The sequence below is a fragment of the Eubacterium sp. SB2 genome (genome assembly GCF_001244405.1).
Classification (GTDB): domain Bacteria; phylum Bacillota; class Clostridia; order Lachnospirales; family Lachnospiraceae; genus Faecalicatena; species Faecalicatena contortus_B.
Genome location: NZ_LN865152.1, coordinates 32,316 through 51,081, shown reverse-complemented (window position 1 = coordinate 51,081; position 18,766 = coordinate 32,316). Strand labels below are relative to the sequence as shown.

The following is an 18,766-nucleotide window of genomic DNA, read 5'->3' as shown; positions in this document are numbered from 1 at the left end:
TGAATACTCTACTTACTTTTGTGCATTTAAATACTCTATAATAGATTCTACAATTAACTCTGCAGTCTCTAGTTGAGTTTGCGCCTGTTCTCTGGATGCAAAATAAAAGTCATCATAATCACTTTTTTCTCTCAAACGTTTCAAAGTTGCAAGTTTTCTTCCCAATTCTTTTGAAAAAATTGTTTTAGCAACATAATGCTGATTAAAATATGCAACTACATCTTTGTGCCGTTTAAAATCTACCGTTCCCATTGCAAGGACTGCTTTAATCGCGTAGAAAGCAGAGTAATAAGACCTGTTAATTGAATCCTTATATAAGGAATTCTCTAAGCAATGTTTTGCCACGCTTAAACTGTCTTTCGCTTCCTGCAATCTGTAATTACTTAATTCTTTTTGTCTGTCATCCATCTAGTACAACGCCCTCCCTCTCTACGTTATCATAAAAAGGTAATGATCCCAACCAGTAGTTAAAGTGCTTCTCATTCTTAATAATAACACTGATATCCAAAAAGTATTTCATTTCGAAATCAAATGCAATATCAAAAATTTTTGTTTCTATCTTTTCAATTTCTTCATCTGTATATGTCGTCAATACCATAATATCTATATCTGAATTTTCTTTTTGTTCACCACGGGCATATGAACCGTAAAGAATAATTTTAGTTAGTTTGTCCCCTAAAACCTGCTTTATTTCCTGGGAAAATTCCATAAGTATGTCATGTATGTCTTTCATTACAATCACTCCTTTATTTATGATTTTAACCATGACGCTACCCGATTCATTCAATTCACATTGTTTTTATATACTTTATTATAACACGCGGCCTAGTATAAGCCAATCTAAATCCCTTACTGTTTCGCTGGCCTAATTTTCCGATAGCACAGACGCAAAAGCCTCAGCGTAGCCCCACTACGCCTACGTTTGTGGAGCAGCACTCTCGAAAATTTATCTCAGCTTATGAGTCAGTTACTTATTTTACGATGTACTAGAGCTTATGCGGCATAGAAATAGGCATAACTTCCTGATTATATAAGTTATGCCTCATGCTATGGAGTATACGGGATTCGAACCCGTGGCCTCAACAATGCGAATGTTGCGCGCTCCCAACTGCGCTAATACCCCATACGAGAATTATAGCATTTTCTACAGAAATGGCAATACAGAAAATTCAGAAAACATAAAATTTATTCAAAAAGAACTCTGAATTCAGAGAGTTCTTTTGCGTCTCTGGAAATGATGCAATGATTTCCTCTAATTGCTTGGACAAACGGATACAGACTTCCTTTCTATTATTTGAGCTGCAAACTGTATATTTCTTGTGCAGGACTTAGTAATAGGATCTGATGAATGGATTTTTTCCAGCAATATGCGTACAGCCTCCCGCCCCAACTCGCTTCTCGGATAAGCAATTGTTGTAAGAGGAGGAGTGACATATTGGGAAAACTCAATGTTATCACATCCTGTTACGGAAATATCTTCCGGGATAGAATAACCGTGCTCTTGGATGGCACGCATTGCCCCAATAGCAACTTTGTCATTTGCTGCGAAAATGGCAGTTATATTATCCTGCGATGCTAACAGTTTTTTGGTTTCTGTATATGCTTTTTCCATCTCCCAGTTGATATTGATGATAAACTCGGGGGAGAGGCTAATCTGGTTGGCAAGGAGGGCCATGACATATCCTCGAAAACGCCCTTCATAATCGAATAAATTTATCCGCCCTTCAGTAAAACCCGCAGTATCACCGAGAAATGCAATATTTTTATGTCCGAGCTGGATCATTCTGTCCACAAGTAAATAGGATGCACGTTCAAAATTTATGGAAATTCGGTCATTTTTAAATTCGTCATAATAATAGATATGCTGACGAACACTTCCTGGACAAGTGTCTGATTTATGCAGAAGATTGCGTAAATATACAAATATATGGAGGCACGATCAATGGAAATGGAGCAGAATTCTATGAGGATGGGAAACCGGACATAATCCATCCCATGCTTTTCCGGTTCCTTAGATGTAAAAATATTTGGATGGAAGATGTAAATATAACGATGCCTGCAGGTTGGAGCACAGCGTTTATAGAATGTGAAGATATACATATCAGAGGAATAGATATTAGCAGCCGCCATTATAATGGTGACGGTCTGGATTTTGACAGCTGCAGGAATGTTTTTGTCTCAGATTGTAATATGGATACCAGTGATGACTGTCTGTGCATCCAAAATTCCGTGGCGGGAAGGGTAAGCCGCAATATCATAGTCAGGAACTGTGTTATGAAGAGCAGGTGGGCGGCAGTCCGAATCGGGTTATTAAACAGCGGGGATATTGAAGATGTGGTTATTTCCGATTGCATTTTTCATGATACTCTTTGCAGTGGATTTAAAATTCAGGCGGCGGAGAGCGGGAGGATCCATGATGTGCTTATGAGCAATATTATTATGAGAAATGTAACCAGACTCATATTTGTTACTTCCAATTTTTGTAAAATGGGGGTCTTGGAAGAGAGTGCCCGAGACAGCAGCAAGGGGATAGACGGCCTTTATTTTAAGAATATTATTATAGACAATACATCACAGGAAAAGCCGGGTTCTATGGATGGGATTTTTGTTGTGGGAACACCGGAAAGGAAAATTCGTGATGTTAGTTTGACTGATATCAGATATCATGTTTTGGGTGGAGGCGGATACACCAAAAAAGAGATTCCCGAATTGACGGGAAAGAGACCGGAATATTATGAACTGGATGTGAGTCCGTCTTCCGTATTGTATGCACGACACGTAGCAAAATTGGAAATGAACCGTTTCTTTTATGATTTAGAACAGGATGACTTAAGAGAACCTATCATATTTGAAGATGTGGTTATGGCCGGGGAGTAGGGCACATGTGGAAAATTATGGGATTGATCGAAATAAAAAGATGCGATTTTGCGGGAAGAATGCAAAATCAGAATAAAAGTATTGAATAATTATAATAATTAGCATATAATCGTTATAAGATTTTGCAAGTATTTAGCGGAATGGGGGGGTTATATGCTTCTTGAATTCAAGACAAAGAATTATAAATCATTTGTGGAAGAATCTAGTTTTTCTATGGTAGCTGCACCAAAGCAGAAAGGCTTAGATTACAGTTTGATGAAAACGAAGGTAAAAGGAAAAGAAATCCGTGGTTTGAGTTCCTCCGTAATTTATGGACCGAATGCCGCCGGAAAAACAAATATTATAGGTGCAATGGATGTCCTTCGTGCGATTGTATTACGAGGAAATATTAGAAATTCCGAGGAGAAATCTTCGCCAAATCCGGCAGCGGCAGCATTAGAGCTGATACCAAACAATAATGAAACAGAAGGAATGCCAGTTTGTTTTTCCGTCGAGTTTTATGAGGAAGATGCAGGAGATAAATTTAGAATTTTATATGAATTGGAGATTGATTTAGGAGTGTTCCTTGATGAGGAATATCCGAGAAAAATCGTATCAGAAAAGCTTTTTGTAAATGGAGAACCAATTTTTCAGCGTGCCAATGATTTGTATATTGGAAATATGAAAGTTATTAAAGAGTACCTTTCTGATGTAACAGCGCAAAATATAGAAAGCGTAAGCGAGATTGCGAAGAACAGTATAAGTAAGGAAGAACTGTTTTTAACAAATGGATTTAAGCTTGTTTTCTCACAGAAATTTACAAAATTGATTGTAGATTGGTTTACAAATAAGTTTATGGTAATCTATCGTGCCGATTCTATGCAGTTAATTAAAAGATTTGCTGATCCTAAGAAAAAGGCAGTTTATGTGGAAAAGACAACTGATAAAGCGGCAAAACTATTTGGAATTAACTCAAATGCAGTAGGGTATGTTATAAGTGAGGATGAGCCGGACGCAAAACTGTATTCTGTTTTTCGGGATATGAAGAATAAAAAGAATGCGGCTATTGCAGCGGAGATTTTTGAATCTTATGGGACAATCCGATTTATCAATATGTTTCCGCTAGTTATAAAAGCAATTCAGACCGGAGGAACGCTGGTAGTTGATGAATTTGATGCGTCTATTCACCCAATGGCATTGATGAGTATTATCAATGTTTTTCATAATGATGATATTAATATTCACCATGCACAGTTGATTTTTAATACACATAATCCCATTTTTTTAAACTCCAATCTCTTCAGGAGAGATGAGATTAAATTCGTCGAACGTGATGATGACAGCCACCAGAGTATCTTGTATGCGTTGTCTGATTTTGGAACAACGGGTGACAAGGGTGTCCGTAAACATGAAGATTATATGGGCAAATACTTTATAAGCCAGTATGGTGCGATTAAGGATATTGATTTTACACCAATCTTTGAGGAGATTTTGGATCGAGAAGGTGAGGTGTAGCGATGGCAAAGAGAAAGCCGACCAATAAATACTATTTTAGTGTCGAGGGAGAAACAGAGCAATGGTATTTGAAATGGTTGCAAGACCTTATTAACAATACGGAAGAATCTGTTTGTAAAGTTTCGATTGATTGTCCGGTGAAAAAGAATCCACTAAAACACGCAAAATCTTTGACAGTCACAAGAGAGATTAAGGTATATCATTTCTTTGATTATGAAAGCGATGAGCCTAATCATGTTCAAGGATTCCAAGATGCTATGGACAATATGAAGAAAGCAGAGCAAATAGGCAAGCAGATAAAGTATAAATCAGGATATAGTAATTCTACTTTCGATTTATGGATTATATTGCACATGGCAAATTGTAATGCTTCATTCACTCATAGAAAGCAGTACATTACACCAATTAATAAAGCCTTTGGTGAGAAATTTGAGAACATGGATGAATATAAACATGAGGATAATTTTAAACGATGTTTGAGTAAAATGAATCTTTCTAATGTAATTGACGCTATTGAACGTGCAAGAAAAATCATGCAGAAAAACAATGAGAATGGATATAGATTGCTTGAATATAGGGGATACAAATATTATAAAGAAAATCCATCTCTTTCTGCGTGGGAGGCAATAGAAAAGATTTTGAGTGACTGCAAATTATTGTGAAAATAGATATTGTATAATACGTTTGTTTGGCAATACAGAATTCTTAATATTCGTTAAACAACCTTGACAAATTAACGTCCGAAAGATATGATAGTTTGTAGTTAATATAAAGTTAACATTTTATTAATATCTTATCGGCCGTAACAGACGTCCGGTAATCATATACAAAGGTGTTGAGGAAGAGGAGTACATGATCGCTTCTGGCAGAGAGAACCATCCGTTGGCTGTAAGGTGGTTTCAGGTGAGGATCGTGGAAGGTAGCTTCTGAACCGGATATCTGAACAAGAGCACATTCAGTAGGATATCCCGGAGTTGTCCGCGTTACAGGACTTTAGAGATGTCCGTATACTGTTTTGTCAGTGACAGACTGCAGGCAGAAGCAGCAGGTTCGAAGAACAAAAAGGACATAAAATTAAGGTGGTACCGCGTATATAACGCCCTTTACTTATAGTAAAGGGCTTTTTAAATTCAAAAAACTGTGAAAAATCCGTGAAAAAGCGGGTTGCTATTCACGGGCAGTGCACCATGCTGCATGGCATTCGAGTCACTAAAGTGATGGGGCGGACACCTGATCAGAGAAAACTGTACATAAGACTTTTGGCTGGTACAGAGATAAGAGTACGATATTTATGAGGGAGAACAAGGAGGAAACTATGAGCAAAGAATTGGCAAAGACTTATAATCCGAAAGAAATTGAAGACAAGACTTATGAGAAATGGTGCGAAAACAAGTATTTTCATGCGGAAATTGACAGGAGCAGAAAGCCGTTTACTACGGTGATGCCGCCTCCGAATATTACGGGGAAACTCCACATGGGACACGCACTGGATAATACGCTGCAGGATATCCTGATCCGCTATAAAAGGATGGAGGGCTACAATGCCTTGTGGATTCCGGGAACAGACCATGCTGCGATCTCTACGGAAGTCAAGGTAACGAATCAGCTGAAAGAAGAGGGAATCGACAAGAAAGAGCTGGGAAGAGAAGGCTTTCTTGAGAGAACCTGGCAGTGGAAGGAAGAATATGCCGGAACGATTGAAAACCAGCTGAAAAAGCTGGGGATTTCCTGTGACTGGGACAGAGAACGTTTCACCATGGATGAAGGTTGTTCCAAGGCTGTTGAAGACGTCTTTATCAAACTGTATGAAAAGGGATATATTTATAAAGGCTCCAGAATCATCAACTGGTGTCCGGTATGCAAGACTTCTCTGTCCGATGCGGAAGTAGAGCATGAGGAGCAGGACGGTTTCTTCTGGCATATCAAGTATCCGATCGCAGGAACGGACAGATTCCTGGAGATTGCGACGACACGTCCCGAGACTATGCTTGGTGATACTGCAATTGCGGTACATCCGGATGATGAGCGGTACAGCGATATTGTGGGAAAGACGGCAGTGCTTCCGCTTGTAAACCGGGAGATACCGATTGTGGCCGACTACTACGTTGACAAGGAATTTGGTACCGGTGCGGTAAAGATTACACCGGCTCATGACCCGAATGACTTTGAGGTAGGAAAGCGTCATAATCTGGAAGAAATCAATATCATGAATGATGACGCCACGATCAATGAAAAAGGCGGAAAGTACGCGGGGATGGAGCGCTATGAGGCGAGAAAGGCTATCGTTGCGGATCTGGAAGCACAGGGATATCTTGTGAAGATTGAGCCTCATTCTCATAATGTCGGAACCCATGACAGATGCAGCACAACGGTGGAACCGCTGATCAAACAGCAGTGGTTCGTCAAGATGGAAGAACTGGCAAAACCGGCGATCAATGCCTTGAAGACAGGCGAGCTGAAGTTTGTGCCGGAACGTTTTGATAAGATCTACCTGCATTGGCTTGAGAACATCAAAGACTGGTGTATCTCCAGACAGATCTGGTGGGGCCATAGAATTCCGGCTTATTACTGTGATCAATGCGGAGAGTTCGTTGTCGCAAAAGAAGTTCCGCAGACCTGTCCGCACTGCGGCTGCAGCCATTTTACACAGGATGAAGATACCCTGGATACATGGTTCAGTTCAGCGCTGTGGCCGTTCTCCACACTGGGATGGCCGGAGAAGACAGAAGATCTGGACTACTTTTATCCGACAGACGTACTGGTAACAGGATACGACATCATTTTCTTCTGGGTAATACGTATGGTATTTTCCGGATTCGAGCATACAGGCAGGTCCCCCTTCCATACAGTGCTGATCCATGGTCTTGTGAGAGATTCTCAGGGGCGCAAGATGAGCAAATCACTGGGCAATGGGATTGACCCGCTGGAGATCATCGACCAGTACGGTGCGGATGCACTCCGCCTGACGCTGGTAACCGGTAATGCGCCTGGGAATGACATGAGATTTTATAATGAAAGAGTGGAGGCAAGCAGAAACTTTGCCAATAAGGTATGGAACGCTTCCCGCTTTATTCTGATGAACATTGAAAATGAAACGCTGACACAGCCGGGGACTGCGGAATTGGCAGAGGAGGACAAATGGATCTTGTCCAAAGTCAACACCCTGGCAAAAGATGTGACAGAAAATATGGATAAATTCGAGCTTGGAATCGCCGTACAGAAAGTTTATGATTTTATATGGGATGAATTCTGTGACTGGTATATCGAAATGGCAAAATTCCGTATTTACCATAAGGAGGAGAATCCGCAGGCTGCCAATTGTGCACTGTGGACGTTAAAGACCGTTCTCGGGCAGGCGCTTAAGATGCTTCATCCGTTTATGCCGTTCGTAACAGAGGAGATCTATAAGGCGCTCGTGCCGGAAGAGGAATCTCTGATGATGTCTGACTGGCCTGTTTATAAGGAAGAGTGGAGTTTTGACGCATCCGAGATTGTTCTGGACCATATGAAAGAGGTAATCCGGGGAATCCGCAATATCCGTGCGGAGATGAACGTGGAGAACAGCCGCAAAACAAAGGTATTTATTGTAAGCGGGGAAAAAGCGCTGTGCGACGGCTTTACCGCATTGTCTGATTCGGTTAAGCCTCTGATGAATGCCGCAGAGCTCTATATCAGCGCAGAAAAGCAGGGCGTTGGCGAAGATGCAGTATCCATTGTAGTACCCGGCGCATCCGTCTATCTTCCGTTAGAAGATCTGGTTGATTTTGAACAGGAAATGGAGCGACTGAAGAAGGAAGAGCAGAAACTGACAAAAGAAATCGCGAGAGCCAAAGGGATGCTGTCAAACGAAAAGTTTATCAGTAAAGCGCCGGAGGCAAAGGTTCAGGAAGAGCGTGAAAAGCTGGAGAAATACACGCAGATGTTAAAACAGGTACAGGAGAGAATGGAAGGCTTGAAGAAATAGTAAGAGAGGTCATAAATGAAACACATTCAAATCAGGAAACCTGATATAAAAGGCTTTTTTCATAAAATAAAAAACTTAAAAAAGGAAGATGTCAAAGCGCACTGGAAAGAGAGAAGGGAGCGGCGGCAGCAGATTCTGGAACAGCGCCGCAACAGTAAGTTTGCGAAGAAGATGCAGCCGGTATACAGGTTTATGGACAGGATCTCACTGATTCTGCATTTCCTGCTGGCATGTGTGCTGAACCTGCTGATTGAGGTGATCTCCCGTCATTCTCTGTTTGAGGCATGGGACTACATGGTGGGATCGCCAAAAGTATTTTTGTTCAATGCATTCCTGATATTTGCCACATTTTCCGTTGTCTATCTTGTCAGGCGGAGACTGTTTGCCAGAATACTGCTCAGTGTATTCTGGCTGTTTCTGGGAACTTGCAATGGGTATCTGCTTCTGAAAAGGGTGACGCCTTTTAATGCCCAGGACCTGAAGGTACTTTCGGACGCGCTGGCCCTGACAGGCAATTACTTTAACACATTTGAACTGATCCTGCTGATCGTGGGTATCGCCGCAGTGATTCTCTGGGTGATCTCCATGTGGCGAAGGGGCGGACAGTACGCGGGGAAAATGCATCGCATTCTTGCGCTGGCAGGAGTTGTATTCTGGCTTGGGGCCTATGTTTTTCTGACGGATGTGGCGATTGACAAGCGGGTTGTCTCCAACTATTTTGGAAACATTGCATTTGCCTATGAGGACTATGGTTTCCCGTACTGCTTTACTGCAAGTATATTCAATACCGGTATCTCAGAGCCTGCAGGCTACAGTGAAGAGACGATGGCTAAGATAAGCAACAACGGCAGTATTACAGAAAGTACAACCGGGAGGACTGAAGAAACGCTTCCGAATATTATTTTTGTGCAGCTGGAATCCTACTTTGACCCTACAGAGGTAGAGTGGCTCCAATTTTCGGAAGATCCGATCCCGAATCTGAGAAAGATGTATCAGGAGCATTCGACGGGTTACTTTAAGGTCCCTTCCGTTGGCGCCGGAACGGCGAATACAGAGTTTGAGGTGCTGACGGGGATGAGTATGCGTTTCTTCGGCCCGGGGGAATATCCCTATAAAACATACGCAAAGACCAAAGTACTGGAAAGTGCAGCCACCGCACTGGGTAAGTTTGGATATGGTGCAGAGGCGCTTCACAATAACGGCGGTAACTTCTACAGCCGCGCCCAGGTGTTCAACCACATGGGGTTTGACCATTATACGAGCAAAGAGTTTATGAACATTCTCCAGACTACGCCCAAGGGATGGGCTACGGATGATATCCTGATCCCGAATATCATGGATTCCATGGATACAACAGAACAGCAGGACTTTGTGTTTACCATCAGTGTGCAGGGCCATGGGGATTATCCGACGGAGAAGATGATTGAGAACCCGGAGATTGTGGTGAGCGGGGTGGAAGACGAGGGAAAACGCAATTCCTGGGAATATTATGTGAACGAAGTGTATGAAATGGATAAGTTTGCCGGTGATCTTGTGAAGGCGGTGGAACAGCGGAACGAGCCGTCAGTCATTGTATTTTATGGAGACCACCTGCCTACGATGGGACTGGAAGCAAAGGATCTCAAGAGCAGATACCTGTATAATACGAATTATGTAATCTGGGATAATATCGGGCTTGAGAAAGAGGATAGAAATATCCCGGCGTACCAGATCATGGCGGATGTATTTGAGCGTCTGGATATCCATTCCGGCACGATATTCAATTACCATCAGCAGAGGCGGCAGACCAAGAATTATCTGGCGGACCTGGAACTTCTGCAGTACGACATTTTATATGGAAAGCAGTATGTCTACAAAGACAGCGGACAGCCGATTACAGAAGGCCATATGGTGATGGGAGTGAATGACGCCGCGGTAACCGAACTGGTTTCCCAGTTGGACGGAACTTATAGTATCTACGGAGAAAACTTTACGAAACAGAGTAAAGTCTATATAAATGGTGAAAAACAGAGCAGTACGTTCCTGAATAATACCAGAATCGATTTAAAAGAAGCGTCCCTTGAGGACGGGGATATTCTGCAGGTGTGCCAGGTAGGTTCCAGCAATACCATATTCCGCTCATCCAGGGAATATAAGTATGAAGGCGGAAAGCTGACGGAGCTGCCGTTGACCATCGGCGGTGTGGAACCGGGCCGCGAAGCATTTGCAGAGCAGGAAACAGGTGAAGAGAAGTGACGTACACAGAGGCCGCAGAGTATATTTTAAATATTCCGAAGTTTACGGCAAAAAATAAGACGGGGCATACGATCCGGTTTCTTCAGTTTCTGGGAAATCCACAGGAAGGCCGCAGGGTGATCCACGTGGCAGGTACGAACGGAAAAGGGTCGGTGTGTGCATATTTGAACGCCATGCTGCTTGCCCAGGGAAAGACGGCAGGAATGTTTGTCTCACCCCACCTGGTAAAGATGAATGAGCGAATTGTGATCAACGGCTGCCAGATTGCAGACGAAGATTTTCTGGATGTTTTCGGGTATGTAATGGAAAAAGTGGAGGAGATGGAGGCGGAAAATCTGCCCCATCCGACCTTTTTTGAATTCCTTTTCGGGATGGCAATGACAGCTTTCGCCAAAGCCGGCGTGGAGTACGTTGTGCTTGAAACCGGTCTGGGGGGGCGTTTGGACGCCACGAATGCCATCGGGAAACCGTTGGTATCCGTGATTACTTCTATCGGACTGGACCATACGGCGATTCTTGGGGATACGCTGGAACAAATTGCATTTGAAAAAGCGGGGATTATCAAAAAGGGCGTGCCGGTGTTCTATGCAGACACCCAGGAGGCCAGCAGCCGCGTAATCGAGAAGAGAGCCGCAGAACTTGGGGCGCCCTGTAAAAAAATAGGGAAAGACGCGTACGAAATTCTGGGAATCCGGGACAAACATATTGCATTTTCCTGCGTAAATGCGTATTATGGAGATACTACATGGACTCTTGATAACATTGGGCTTTATCAGCCGGGCAATGCCATTCTGGCCCTGGAGGCTATGAGGCAGATCTTCGGAAACGAAGGGAAGATATGCCGGTGGCGGGAGGCCCTTGCCGGTGTAAGATGGGAAGGCCGCATGGAAGAGATACTCCCGGATGTCTATGTAGACGGTGCACATAATGTCAGTGCAGTTGAGAGCTTTGTACAGAGCGTTCAGGATAAGGAAAAAGGGAATATTATTCTGTTCTCTGCGGTACGGGATAAAGATTATGAAGAGATGATTGCCTGTCTGTGCAGAAATCTGGATACGGATTTCTACATGATTACCTTGATTGATGACGGGCGTGCTGCACGTATAGAAGAGCTGCAGCGTATTTTTGAAAAATATACGGAGAAACCTGTTTTCGCGCGGGAGTCCTTAGAAGAAGCGCTCCGTTACGTGATGGGTCATCAGCAGGACAGGACGATATACTGTCTGGGGTCTCTTTATCTGACTGGAATGATAAAAGCGCTCATTCCGGCCAGAAGGGAGAACGCTGTGAGAAAGCAGGGTGACAAGAATACCTGAGAAAAGGAGGCCGTGTAATGCTGGATTTTGAAGAAGAACTGAAGAAGTTTAAACCTAGCCTGGAAGTAGAAGACATTGAAGATGCAGTATATCAGGAAGATTTGTCAGATATGACGGACCTTCTGAGAGAAGTAATGGATCAGACGAAATAAGAAAGATAATGGTGAGCATAGATGGACTATACGAAGAAAATCTTATACCAGTCCAATTACTGGTATAATGATGGCCTGAGGAAAGCGCAGATACGTGACATGTCCGGTGCGGTTACCTCACTTCGGCGGAGTTTACAATATAATAGAGAAAATATTGCCGCCAGAAATCTTTTAGGCCTTGTATACTATGGCCGCGGAGAAGTGGCGGAAGGCCTGGTCGAGTGGATTATCAGTAAGAATCTGAAACCCAGGGATAATGTGGCTGATTATTTTATCAGTGAAGTACAGCAATCGGCCAGTGAGCTGGAAATAATCAACCAGGCCGTGAAGCGCTACAATCAGTGTCTTGTGTATTGCAGCCAGAATGGTGAGGATCTGGCAATCATCCAACTGAAGAAAGTGGTTGCATCTCATCCGACATTTTTGAAGGCCTATCAGCTTCTGGCGCTCTTATACCTGCGTACCGAGCAGTATGCCAAGGCGAGGCAGATTCTTCGCATTGCCAGAAAGCTGGATACGACGAATGACATGACTTTGCGTTATATGCATGAGATGGCTAATTTGCGCGGTAAAAAAGTAAAAGATGGAAAAAAAGGCAAAGAGGAAACGGTAGAATACAGCCTGGGGAATGAGACGATCATCCAGCCAAGGCACGCTGGACTCAAGGTGCTGGCCAGTAAGTTTACGGTGATGAATATTGTCGTAGGGGCGGTGATCGGGGCAGCCATTGTTTGGTTTCTGATCGTGCCGGCAGTGAATGAGGCGAAAGCTGACAGCGTCAATAAGCAGATTATAGAGTACAGCGAGCGTATCAATGCAATGGAAGCACAGATCAGCGCCCAGACAAGGACGCTGAACCAATACCGGGAAAACGACGAGAATTCCGAGCAGGCTGCGCAGAATGCGGCCAGCACGGCTGAGAGTTATGAAAATCTGATGACAGTGTCCAACCAATTCTACTCCAACAGTTATACAGACGATGCCATGGCGGAGACACTGCTGAATGTAAATAAGGATGCACTGGGAGAAGGCGGTCAGGCGATGTATGATGAACTGGCCCAAAGCATTTTCCCGTCTGCCTGCCAGTCTTTGTATTCCGGAGGGACAGCATCCCTCGAAGTGGCTAACTATGATACGGCGATTGATTCCCTCAGCAAGGTAGTGCGTATGGACGAGGGATATGACAGCGGAGGAGCACTTCTGAATCTGGGAGTTGCCTATATGCGCAACGGCGACAACGATAATGCGGTGAAGTATCTGAAACGCGTGACCGAGCTGTACCCGGATACGGAACGCGCCCAGGAGGCTCAGAACAGCCTGGACAGTATTTCCCAGGGGGGAGATACACAGTCTGACGGCGGGCAGAATGCCGATCAGCAGAGTACGGATCAGCAGGATGGCAATGCGGATCAGACCGGCAGTGCAGACAACGAAGGACAGAATACAGACGGACAATAGAGGCAGAAGAAGAGATACATAAGAGGACTGCAGCGCGGTGATACGCGGCTCAGGCGGTTCTGATACACGAAAGATAAGGATATGTAGAAAGCTGCATATCCTTTTTCTGATGGGAAAAACGTTGCTGCTAAGACCTTTGGGGCGTGCGCAGTAACGAAAAAACGGCAGCGGGAAAGAAAAGAAGCGCAGGATACATGAAAGAGAGAACAGGACTGCGGGGAGCGCATAAAAAAGTCCGGAAGAATATGAATAGCATAGAGGAGGAGTACTATGAAGTATCAGGTGCAGGAGAACTGCCTGACAATTTACCTGCCCAGCGAGGTGGATCATCACAATGCGGAGGAAATGCGTAAAAATGCAGATGCATTGATTGAAAGGAACCATATTAAGTTTGTTATTTTCGACTTTGAGATGACGGATTTTATGGACAGTTCGGGAATTGGAGTTATAATGGGAAGGTATAAGATCATCCGCCTGGTGGGAGGCGAAGTCTGGGCGGTACACGCCAATGCGAGAATAAAAAAGATCCTGACGATGTCGGGAATGACAAAAATAATGCAGATATATGAGGAGGACGAGGCATGAAAAACACAAATGAAATGGAGATAATTTTTGACAGCCATTCATCGAACGAGGGATTTGCGAGAGTGGCAGTGGCATCATTTCTGACGCAGCTGAACCCGACTGTAGAAGAAGTCTCGGATGTGAAGACAGCCATATCTGAGGCGGTAACCAACGCCATTATCCATGGATATGAGAACGAGATACATAAAGTTTCCATCCGCTGCAGGATTGAAGGGCAGCAGATGACCGTGGAAGTAAGAGATCATGGAGTCGGGATTGAAAATATAGAACAGGCCATGACTCCTCTGTATACCAGCAAACCAGAGCTGGAACGTTCCGGGATGGGATTTGCTTTCATGGAAGCCTTTATGGATCATGTAGAAGTGGAATCCGAGCCAGGTGAAGGAACTACGGTTCGGATGAAGAAAACCATCGGAAAAGGAAGGGAGCTATGGACCACACAATCGCTTTAATCAAAAAATCACACGATGGAGATAAAGAAGCGAGAGAACGATTAGTAGAAGAAAATGTGGGGCTGGTATGGTGTGTAGTAAAGCGCTTCTATGGACGGGGGACGGATGCAGAGGATCTGTTCCAGATTGGCAGCATCGGGCTATTAAAAGCCATCGACAAGTTCGACCTGTCCTATGAAGTAAAATTCTCTACCTATGCAGTCCCAATGATATCCGGAGAAATCAAGCGTTTCCTGCGGGATGACGGTATGATAAAGGTAAGCCGTTCCTTAAAAGAGCTGTCTTACAAGATCTTTCAGGCCAGGGAAGCACTGACCGCAAGCCTGGGCCGCGAGCCGACACTCGAGGAGCTGTCCGTTACAATGGATGTAGACAAAGAAGAAATAGTACAGGCCATGGAAGCCGGCGGAGAAGTAGAGTCACTGTATAAACCGATCCACCAGAAGGAGGGAAACGAGATCCGTCTTGTGGACAAGTTGGAAGAAAAAGAAAGAAAGGAGGAAAAAATTCTGGACCATATGCTCCTGGCACAACTGCTGGAGACTTTGGATAAAGAAGAAAGACAGCTTATATATCTGCGGTACTTTGCGGATGAAACACAGTCCCAGGTGGGGAAAAAACTTGGGATCTCCCAAGTACAGGTCTCACGTATGGAGAAGCGGATTATTGAGAATCTGCGGCGGCTGGGGAGTTAGATGGGGAGGGGACGCCGGCCCGGAGCGGGACTTCTGCGGCAGTCCGGGAAACTTTCGTGCCCCTTTTATTCTGCTGTCCGTTTGCTAAGTGCCACTAGATAAAAACCACATCGGATTGGAAGGCACCAGCGGCATTCACCGCGCAATTCTGATGAATTGCACGGCTCAGGCCGCCTTGAATGCTGCTTCGGAAGCAGCATTCAGCCTTCCAATCCGATGTGGTTTTTATCAAGTGGCACTAAAGCGCACTCTATGCGGGATAAAAGGGGCACGAAAGTTTCCCGGCCCGCCGCAGAAGTCCCGCTCCGGGCCGGCTGGGCTTCATCAAACCGGTAGAGCAGATTCCTATAGGGGAATCTGAGCGGGGGCGGCGGATGGGAGTGGATTGGTGGGACAGAGAGAATGGCGATTGGGATTCTGTTAAACAGTTTATTAGAAAATAGATTAGCTGGTTAAGATATGCCTTAAAAGGGGCAATTACAAACATACTATTTTAAACAAAAAAACGTGCAGCATCCACCATCCACCATCCGCTGCCCCCGCCATAGTTCCAGCCAGAAAAAAAGGCCTCCCGCCCAGATGCACCCAGCGTCGTAAAAGGTGAGGCGGCTTCCGGCGGACTGTGTATGCCATTTCCGGAGCCTCAAAGTGCGCGGTTAGAATCCGTTAGAGAAAAAACAGGAAATATTGAGGGCAGAATTTGTTTTACAAAAACAAATTCTGTTGCCGCCGGCGGCGCGAATGCATCGGCATTCGGGCCAACTGCGGCAAGCACCCTCAATATTTCCTGTTTTTTCTCTTACGGATTCTCCGCAAACGGCCGGTTCCGGAAATGGCATACACAGTCCGCCGGAAGCCGCCTCACCTTTTACGACGCGAACGTATACTTTCGCATTTTTTTCAAATACTATCACTACTATATTTTTGGAAAGGTTAGGTGGCCTCTATGGAAAATGGAAGAAGGAAAATTCGTATCTGCCTCTTCGGCATTGTGCTTGCGGCGGTGGTTGTGGGTATTTTTTATTATTATTTTAATGGAAGCGGGCAGCCCTCTGCCAGTGAGGGAACTCTGATTCAGGGACCGAAGGTGGAATACTATGGCTGTTAATCATGATACAGTGTATCTCAAGGGTGACCGGAACGTTGAGGTACAGAAAAAAGATGTCACCTTAGGTGATATTGTTGCTATGGAGTGCAGCAATAAGGAGATGATTCCAAAACTGAAAACCCTGAAGATCCTGAAGATACCGGATAAGAAAAAACAGCGTATGGTAATCTCTATCTTAAAAATTATTGCCTGTATCCATGAGAAATATCCCGGACTTGAAGTACAAAATCTTGGAGAACAGGATATAATTATCACTTATGAAGAGCAGAAGACGCCCGGTATGGTATGGCATGTAATAAAAACGGTCATTGTAGTGCTGATTACTTTCTGCGGCGCTGCTTTTTCGATTATGGCTTTTAATAATGACGTTTCTACGTCAAGATTATTTTCACAGATTTACGAGTATGTGACAGGCGACGTTTCCGATGGATTCACAATACTTGAGGTGTCCTATTCTGTAGGAATTACGGTAGGTATCCTTGTATTTTTCAATCACTTCGGAAAGAAGCGCTTTACAGTAGATCCGACGCCTATGGAGGTGCAGATGCGCCTTTACGAAAATGATATCCAGACAACTCTGGTCGAGGATGCATCAAGAAGGGAGCAGGAGCTGGATGTGGGTAAATCAAATCATATTAGCAGTCATCGGACTTAGCGGCGGGCTTGTCGTCGCAGGCGGGCTGTTTTCTTTTATTATAGAGCTGGGAGTGGTAGCAGATTTTGCAGACCGGACACATACCGGCGACAGAATTCTGCTTTATGAAGACTGTGTCGCCCTGGGAGGTATTGCAGGTAATCTTTTTTCCGTATTTGAGATCCATATCTCTCACGGAAACTGGCTGATCCCGGTATTTGGGATTCTGGCCGGTATCTTTGTGGGCTGCTGGTCAATGGCTTTGGCTGAGATATTGAATGTATTCCCGATTTTTGTACGCAGGCTGAAAATTGTACGGTATATATCTGCGTTTATCATCAGCATGGCGCTTGGAAAAGGGATCGGGTCTTTTGTGTTCTTTTTGCAGCGGTGGTAGCAGGAAGGTAAAATGAAGAGTCAGCCGTAAGCCTAAAGTTTGTTAAGAAGTTTTCAAAGAACGAGTCAGAAAACTTGACTTATTTCTTATGCCGGTGTAAAATTTAGAAGTAGTATAAGGCTATCCAATCAAGGAATATGTTTCTTAATTAGGGTAGCCAGTTTTTATTTAGGAGGAGAAGGTATGAAAAAGAAAATCTTGAGCGCACTGCTGTGCGCAACGTTGGTTATCGGCCTGGTTGCAGGCTGCGGTGCCAAACCGGCTGCAGAGGCAGACACTTCAGATTCAGACGACAAGAAGACAGAGAGCACATCAGGCATTGCAAAGGAAGATCTGAAAGTCGGCTTTGTACATGTTTCTGATGCCAGTGATATGGGGTATACATACAACCATGATCTGGGAACCAAGGAGATGCAGGAAGCATTGGGATTAAGCGATGATCAGATTATCAATAAGTTCAATGTTCCTGAGGGTGCTGAATGTGATACCGCGCTGAGAGAATTGGTTGACGCCGGCTGCAACATTATTTTCGCAACAAGTTTTGGATTTGAAGACTACGTAAAAGAAGTAGCAGCGGAGTACCCGGATATCCAGTTCTGCCACGCTACAGGATTCCAGGCAAAAGATTCCGGATTGAGCAACATGCATAATTATTTTGCATCTATTTTTGAAGCCCGTTACCTGGCAGGTATCGCAGCAGGTATGAAGACAGAGTCTAATAAGCTGGGTTATGTAGCAGCGTTCCCGTTTGCTGAGGTTATCAGTGGATATACAGCATTCTACCTGGGGGCTAAGAGCGTGAATCCGGATGTGACCATGGATATCATGTATACGAATTCATGGAACGACCCAACGGTTGAATCACAGGTTGCAAAAGCTCTGATCGAGAGAGGCTGCGATGTGGTTTCCCAGCATTCAGACTCTACGGCACCGGCAACGACGGCTGAGGAGTACGGCGCTTTCCAGGTTGGATATAACAATGATATGATTGAAGCAGCACCGAAGGCTTCCCTGATTTCCGCACGTATTGACTGGGGTATCTATGTAACGGATGCAGTACAGGCAATGATTGACGGCAAGGAGATCCCGGTTGACTGGTGTAAAGGTCTGAAAGATGGCGCAGTTTATCTGTCACCACTGAATACTGACATTGCAGCAGAGGGAACTCAGGAAGCAATCGACAAGGCGACTAAGGCACTTGAGGCAGGCGAGATCCACGTATTCGATGGTCCTCTGAAAGGGACAAGCCCGGATGGCGAAACAATAGAAGTTGCTGAAGGCGATTACTATCACGAGCAGGAAGAAGCTTCCGCACCATCCTGGTGTTACATCATCGAAGGATGCAATGTGGTTGAATAATCGAGTTGCCGGGAGCACCCGATTGGTGTGAAAAGCAGCA

General features: G+C 44.5%; 18 protein-coding genes, 1 tRNA gene and 1 other annotated feature. Of the genes, 15 read left to right on the top strand and 4 right to left on the bottom strand.

Translation table 11 applies throughout. The features are described from left to right. Positions 1-12: 12 nt before the first annotated feature. The 4 genes from BN1938_RS07835 to BN1938_RS07820 form a co-directional block, all read right to left on the bottom strand. Entirely contained in the window at positions 13-408 is a 396-nt protein-coding gene (locus tag BN1938_RS07835) for a HEPN domain-containing protein (RefSeq protein WP_050640077.1), read from the bottom strand. Continuing rightward, positions 401-733, bottom strand: coding sequence for a nucleotidyltransferase domain-containing protein (locus BN1938_RS07830; protein ID WP_050640076.1), 333 nt, complete (start codon positions 731-733; stop codon positions 401-403). The genes BN1938_RS07835 and BN1938_RS07830 overlap by 8 nt, the downstream gene beginning before the upstream one ends. A 317-nt stretch (positions 734-1,050) precedes the next feature. After that, positions 1,051-1,123: transfer RNA gene (locus tag BN1938_RS07825), tRNA-Ala, on the bottom strand. A gap of 129 nt (positions 1,124-1,252) precedes the next feature. After that, on the bottom strand, positions 1,253-1,822 hold the full coding sequence (locus BN1938_RS07820; protein WP_255350413.1) for a LacI family DNA-binding transcriptional regulator: 570 nt from the start codon (positions 1,820-1,822) through the stop codon (positions 1,253-1,255). Positions 1,823-1,842: 20 nt separating this feature from the next. Between BN1938_RS07820 and BN1938_RS07815 the strand changes: the two genes are divergently transcribed. The 15 genes from BN1938_RS07815 to BN1938_RS07750 all read left to right on the top strand — a co-directional run bounded on the left by BN1938_RS07815 (position 1,843) and on the right by BN1938_RS07750 (position 18,726). After that, positions 1,843-2,877 carry a glycoside hydrolase family 28 protein gene (locus tag BN1938_RS07815; protein WP_082202893.1) on the top strand — a complete coding sequence of 345 codons (1,035 nt, stop codon included), beginning with the start codon at positions 1,843-1,845 and terminating at the stop codon, positions 2,875-2,877. 153 nt (positions 2,878-3,030) lie between these two features. Then, positions 3,031-4,371 carry an AAA family ATPase gene (locus BN1938_RS07810; protein ID WP_050640073.1) on the top strand — a complete coding sequence of 447 codons (1,341 nt, stop codon included), beginning with the start codon at positions 3,031-3,033 and terminating at the stop codon, positions 4,369-4,371. Positions 4,372-4,373: 2 nt separating this feature from the next. Further along, positions 4,374-5,033 (top strand): RloB family protein, encoded by a 660-nt coding sequence (locus BN1938_RS07805; RefSeq protein ID WP_050640072.1) that lies wholly within the window; start codon positions 4,374-4,376, stop codon positions 5,031-5,033. Positions 5,034-5,197: 164 nt separating this feature from the next. After that, positions 5,198-5,478: a binding site (T-box leader), on the top strand. Positions 5,479-5,686: 208 nt separating this feature from the next. Then, entirely contained in the window at positions 5,687-8,335 is a 2,649-nt protein-coding gene (locus BN1938_RS07800; protein ID WP_050640071.1) for a valine--tRNA ligase, read from the top strand. A 15-nt stretch (positions 8,336-8,350) separates the two neighbouring features. Further along, positions 8,351-10,570, top strand: coding sequence for an LTA synthase family protein (locus BN1938_RS07795; protein ID WP_050640070.1), 2,220 nt, complete (start codon positions 8,351-8,353; stop codon positions 10,568-10,570). Next, positions 10,567-11,886 carry a bifunctional folylpolyglutamate synthase/dihydrofolate synthase gene (locus BN1938_RS07790; RefSeq protein WP_050640069.1) on the top strand — a complete coding sequence of 440 codons (1,320 nt, stop codon included), beginning with the start codon at positions 10,567-10,569 and terminating at the stop codon, positions 11,884-11,886. Before BN1938_RS07795 ends, BN1938_RS07790 begins: the two co-directional genes overlap by 4 nt. A 17-nt stretch (positions 11,887-11,903) precedes the next feature. Next, positions 11,904-12,038, top strand: a complete 135-nt coding sequence (locus tag BN1938_RS24070) for a hypothetical protein (protein ID WP_255350410.1) — start codon at positions 11,904-11,906, stop codon at positions 12,036-12,038. 21 nt (positions 12,039-12,059) lie between these two features. Further along, on the top strand, positions 12,060-13,496 hold the full coding sequence (locus tag BN1938_RS07785) for a tetratricopeptide repeat protein (RefSeq protein ID WP_050640068.1): 1,437 nt from the start codon (positions 12,060-12,062) through the stop codon (positions 13,494-13,496). Between the two features lie 270 nt (positions 13,497-13,766). Beyond that, the gene (locus tag BN1938_RS07780) at positions 13,767-14,081 is read left to right on the top strand and encodes an STAS domain-containing protein (RefSeq protein ID WP_025656554.1); all 315 of its coding nucleotides are present in this window, start codon (positions 13,767-13,769) and stop codon (positions 14,079-14,081) included. Next, on the top strand, positions 14,078-14,533 hold the full coding sequence (gene spoIIAB, locus BN1938_RS07775) for an anti-sigma F factor (RefSeq protein ID WP_025656555.1): 456 nt from the start codon (positions 14,078-14,080) through the stop codon (positions 14,531-14,533). Before BN1938_RS07780 ends, spoIIAB begins: the two co-directional genes overlap by 4 nt. Continuing rightward, positions 14,512-15,228, top strand: a complete 717-nt coding sequence (gene sigF / locus BN1938_RS07770; RefSeq protein ID WP_050640067.1) for an RNA polymerase sporulation sigma factor SigF — start codon at positions 14,512-14,514, stop codon at positions 15,226-15,228. The genes spoIIAB and sigF overlap by 22 nt, the downstream gene beginning before the upstream one ends. Before the next feature lie 946 nt (positions 15,229-16,174). Then, a complete protein-coding gene (locus BN1938_RS23670; RefSeq protein WP_167702493.1) occupies positions 16,175-16,336 on the top strand; it encodes a hypothetical protein in 162 nt (53 codons plus the stop codon). After that, positions 16,326-16,991: a stage V sporulation protein AA gene (locus tag BN1938_RS07760; RefSeq protein ID WP_050640065.1), complete on the top strand. Its 666-nt coding sequence runs from the start codon at positions 16,326-16,328 to the stop codon at positions 16,989-16,991. The genes BN1938_RS23670 and BN1938_RS07760 overlap by 11 nt, the downstream gene beginning before the upstream one ends. Beyond that, a complete protein-coding gene (locus BN1938_RS07755; protein ID WP_025656558.1) occupies positions 16,951-17,367 on the top strand; it encodes a stage V sporulation protein AB in 417 nt (138 codons plus the stop codon). The genes BN1938_RS07760 and BN1938_RS07755 overlap by 41 nt, the downstream gene beginning before the upstream one ends. 183 nt (positions 17,368-17,550) lie before the next feature. Continuing rightward, positions 17,551-18,726 (top strand): BMP family ABC transporter substrate-binding protein, encoded by a 1,176-nt coding sequence (locus BN1938_RS07750; RefSeq protein WP_050640064.1) that lies wholly within the window; start codon positions 17,551-17,553, stop codon positions 18,724-18,726. Positions 18,727-18,766 lie beyond the last annotated feature (40 nt).

Bases quoted from the DNA above. Each gene is read 5' to 3' on its own strand.
- BN1938_RS07780 (WP_025656554.1), top strand. From the start codon at position 13,767: ATGAAGTATCAGGTGCAGGAGAACTGCCTGACAATTTACCTGCCCAGC.
- BN1938_RS24070 (WP_255350410.1), top strand. From the start codon at position 11,904: ATGCTGGATTTTGAAGAAGAACTGAAGAAGTTTAAACCTAGCCTGGAA.
- BN1938_RS07755 (WP_025656558.1), top strand. From the start codon at position 16,951: ATGTGGGTAAATCAAATCATATTAGCAGTCATCGGACTTAGCGGCGGG.
- sigF (WP_050640067.1), top strand. From the start codon at position 14,512: ATGGACCACACAATCGCTTTAATCAAAAAATCACACGATGGAGATAAA.
- BN1938_RS07760 (WP_050640065.1), top strand. From the start codon at position 16,326: ATGGCTGTTAATCATGATACAGTGTATCTCAAGGGTGACCGGAACGTT.
- BN1938_RS07810 (WP_050640073.1), top strand. From the start codon at position 3,031: ATGCTTCTTGAATTCAAGACAAAGAATTATAAATCATTTGTGGAAGAA.
- BN1938_RS07785 (WP_050640068.1), top strand. From the start codon at position 12,060: ATGGACTATACGAAGAAAATCTTATACCAGTCCAATTACTGGTATAAT.
- BN1938_RS07830 (WP_050640076.1), bottom strand. From the start codon at position 733: ATGAAAGACATACATGACATACTTATGGAATTTTCCCAGGAAATAAAG.
- BN1938_RS07795 (WP_050640070.1), top strand. From the start codon at position 8,351: ATGAAACACATTCAAATCAGGAAACCTGATATAAAAGGCTTTTTTCAT.
- BN1938_RS07835 (WP_050640077.1), bottom strand. From the start codon at position 408: ATGGATGACAGACAAAAAGAATTAAGTAATTACAGATTGCAGGAAGCG.
- BN1938_RS23670 (WP_167702493.1), top strand. From the start codon at position 16,175: ATGGAAAATGGAAGAAGGAAAATTCGTATCTGCCTCTTCGGCATTGTG.
- BN1938_RS07805 (WP_050640072.1), top strand. From the start codon at position 4,374: ATGGCAAAGAGAAAGCCGACCAATAAATACTATTTTAGTGTCGAGGGA.
- BN1938_RS07800 (WP_050640071.1), top strand. From the start codon at position 5,687: ATGAGCAAAGAATTGGCAAAGACTTATAATCCGAAAGAAATTGAAGAC.
- spoIIAB (WP_025656555.1), top strand. From the start codon at position 14,078: ATGAAAAACACAAATGAAATGGAGATAATTTTTGACAGCCATTCATCG.
- BN1938_RS07750 (WP_050640064.1), top strand. From the start codon at position 17,551: ATGAAAAAGAAAATCTTGAGCGCACTGCTGTGCGCAACGTTGGTTATC.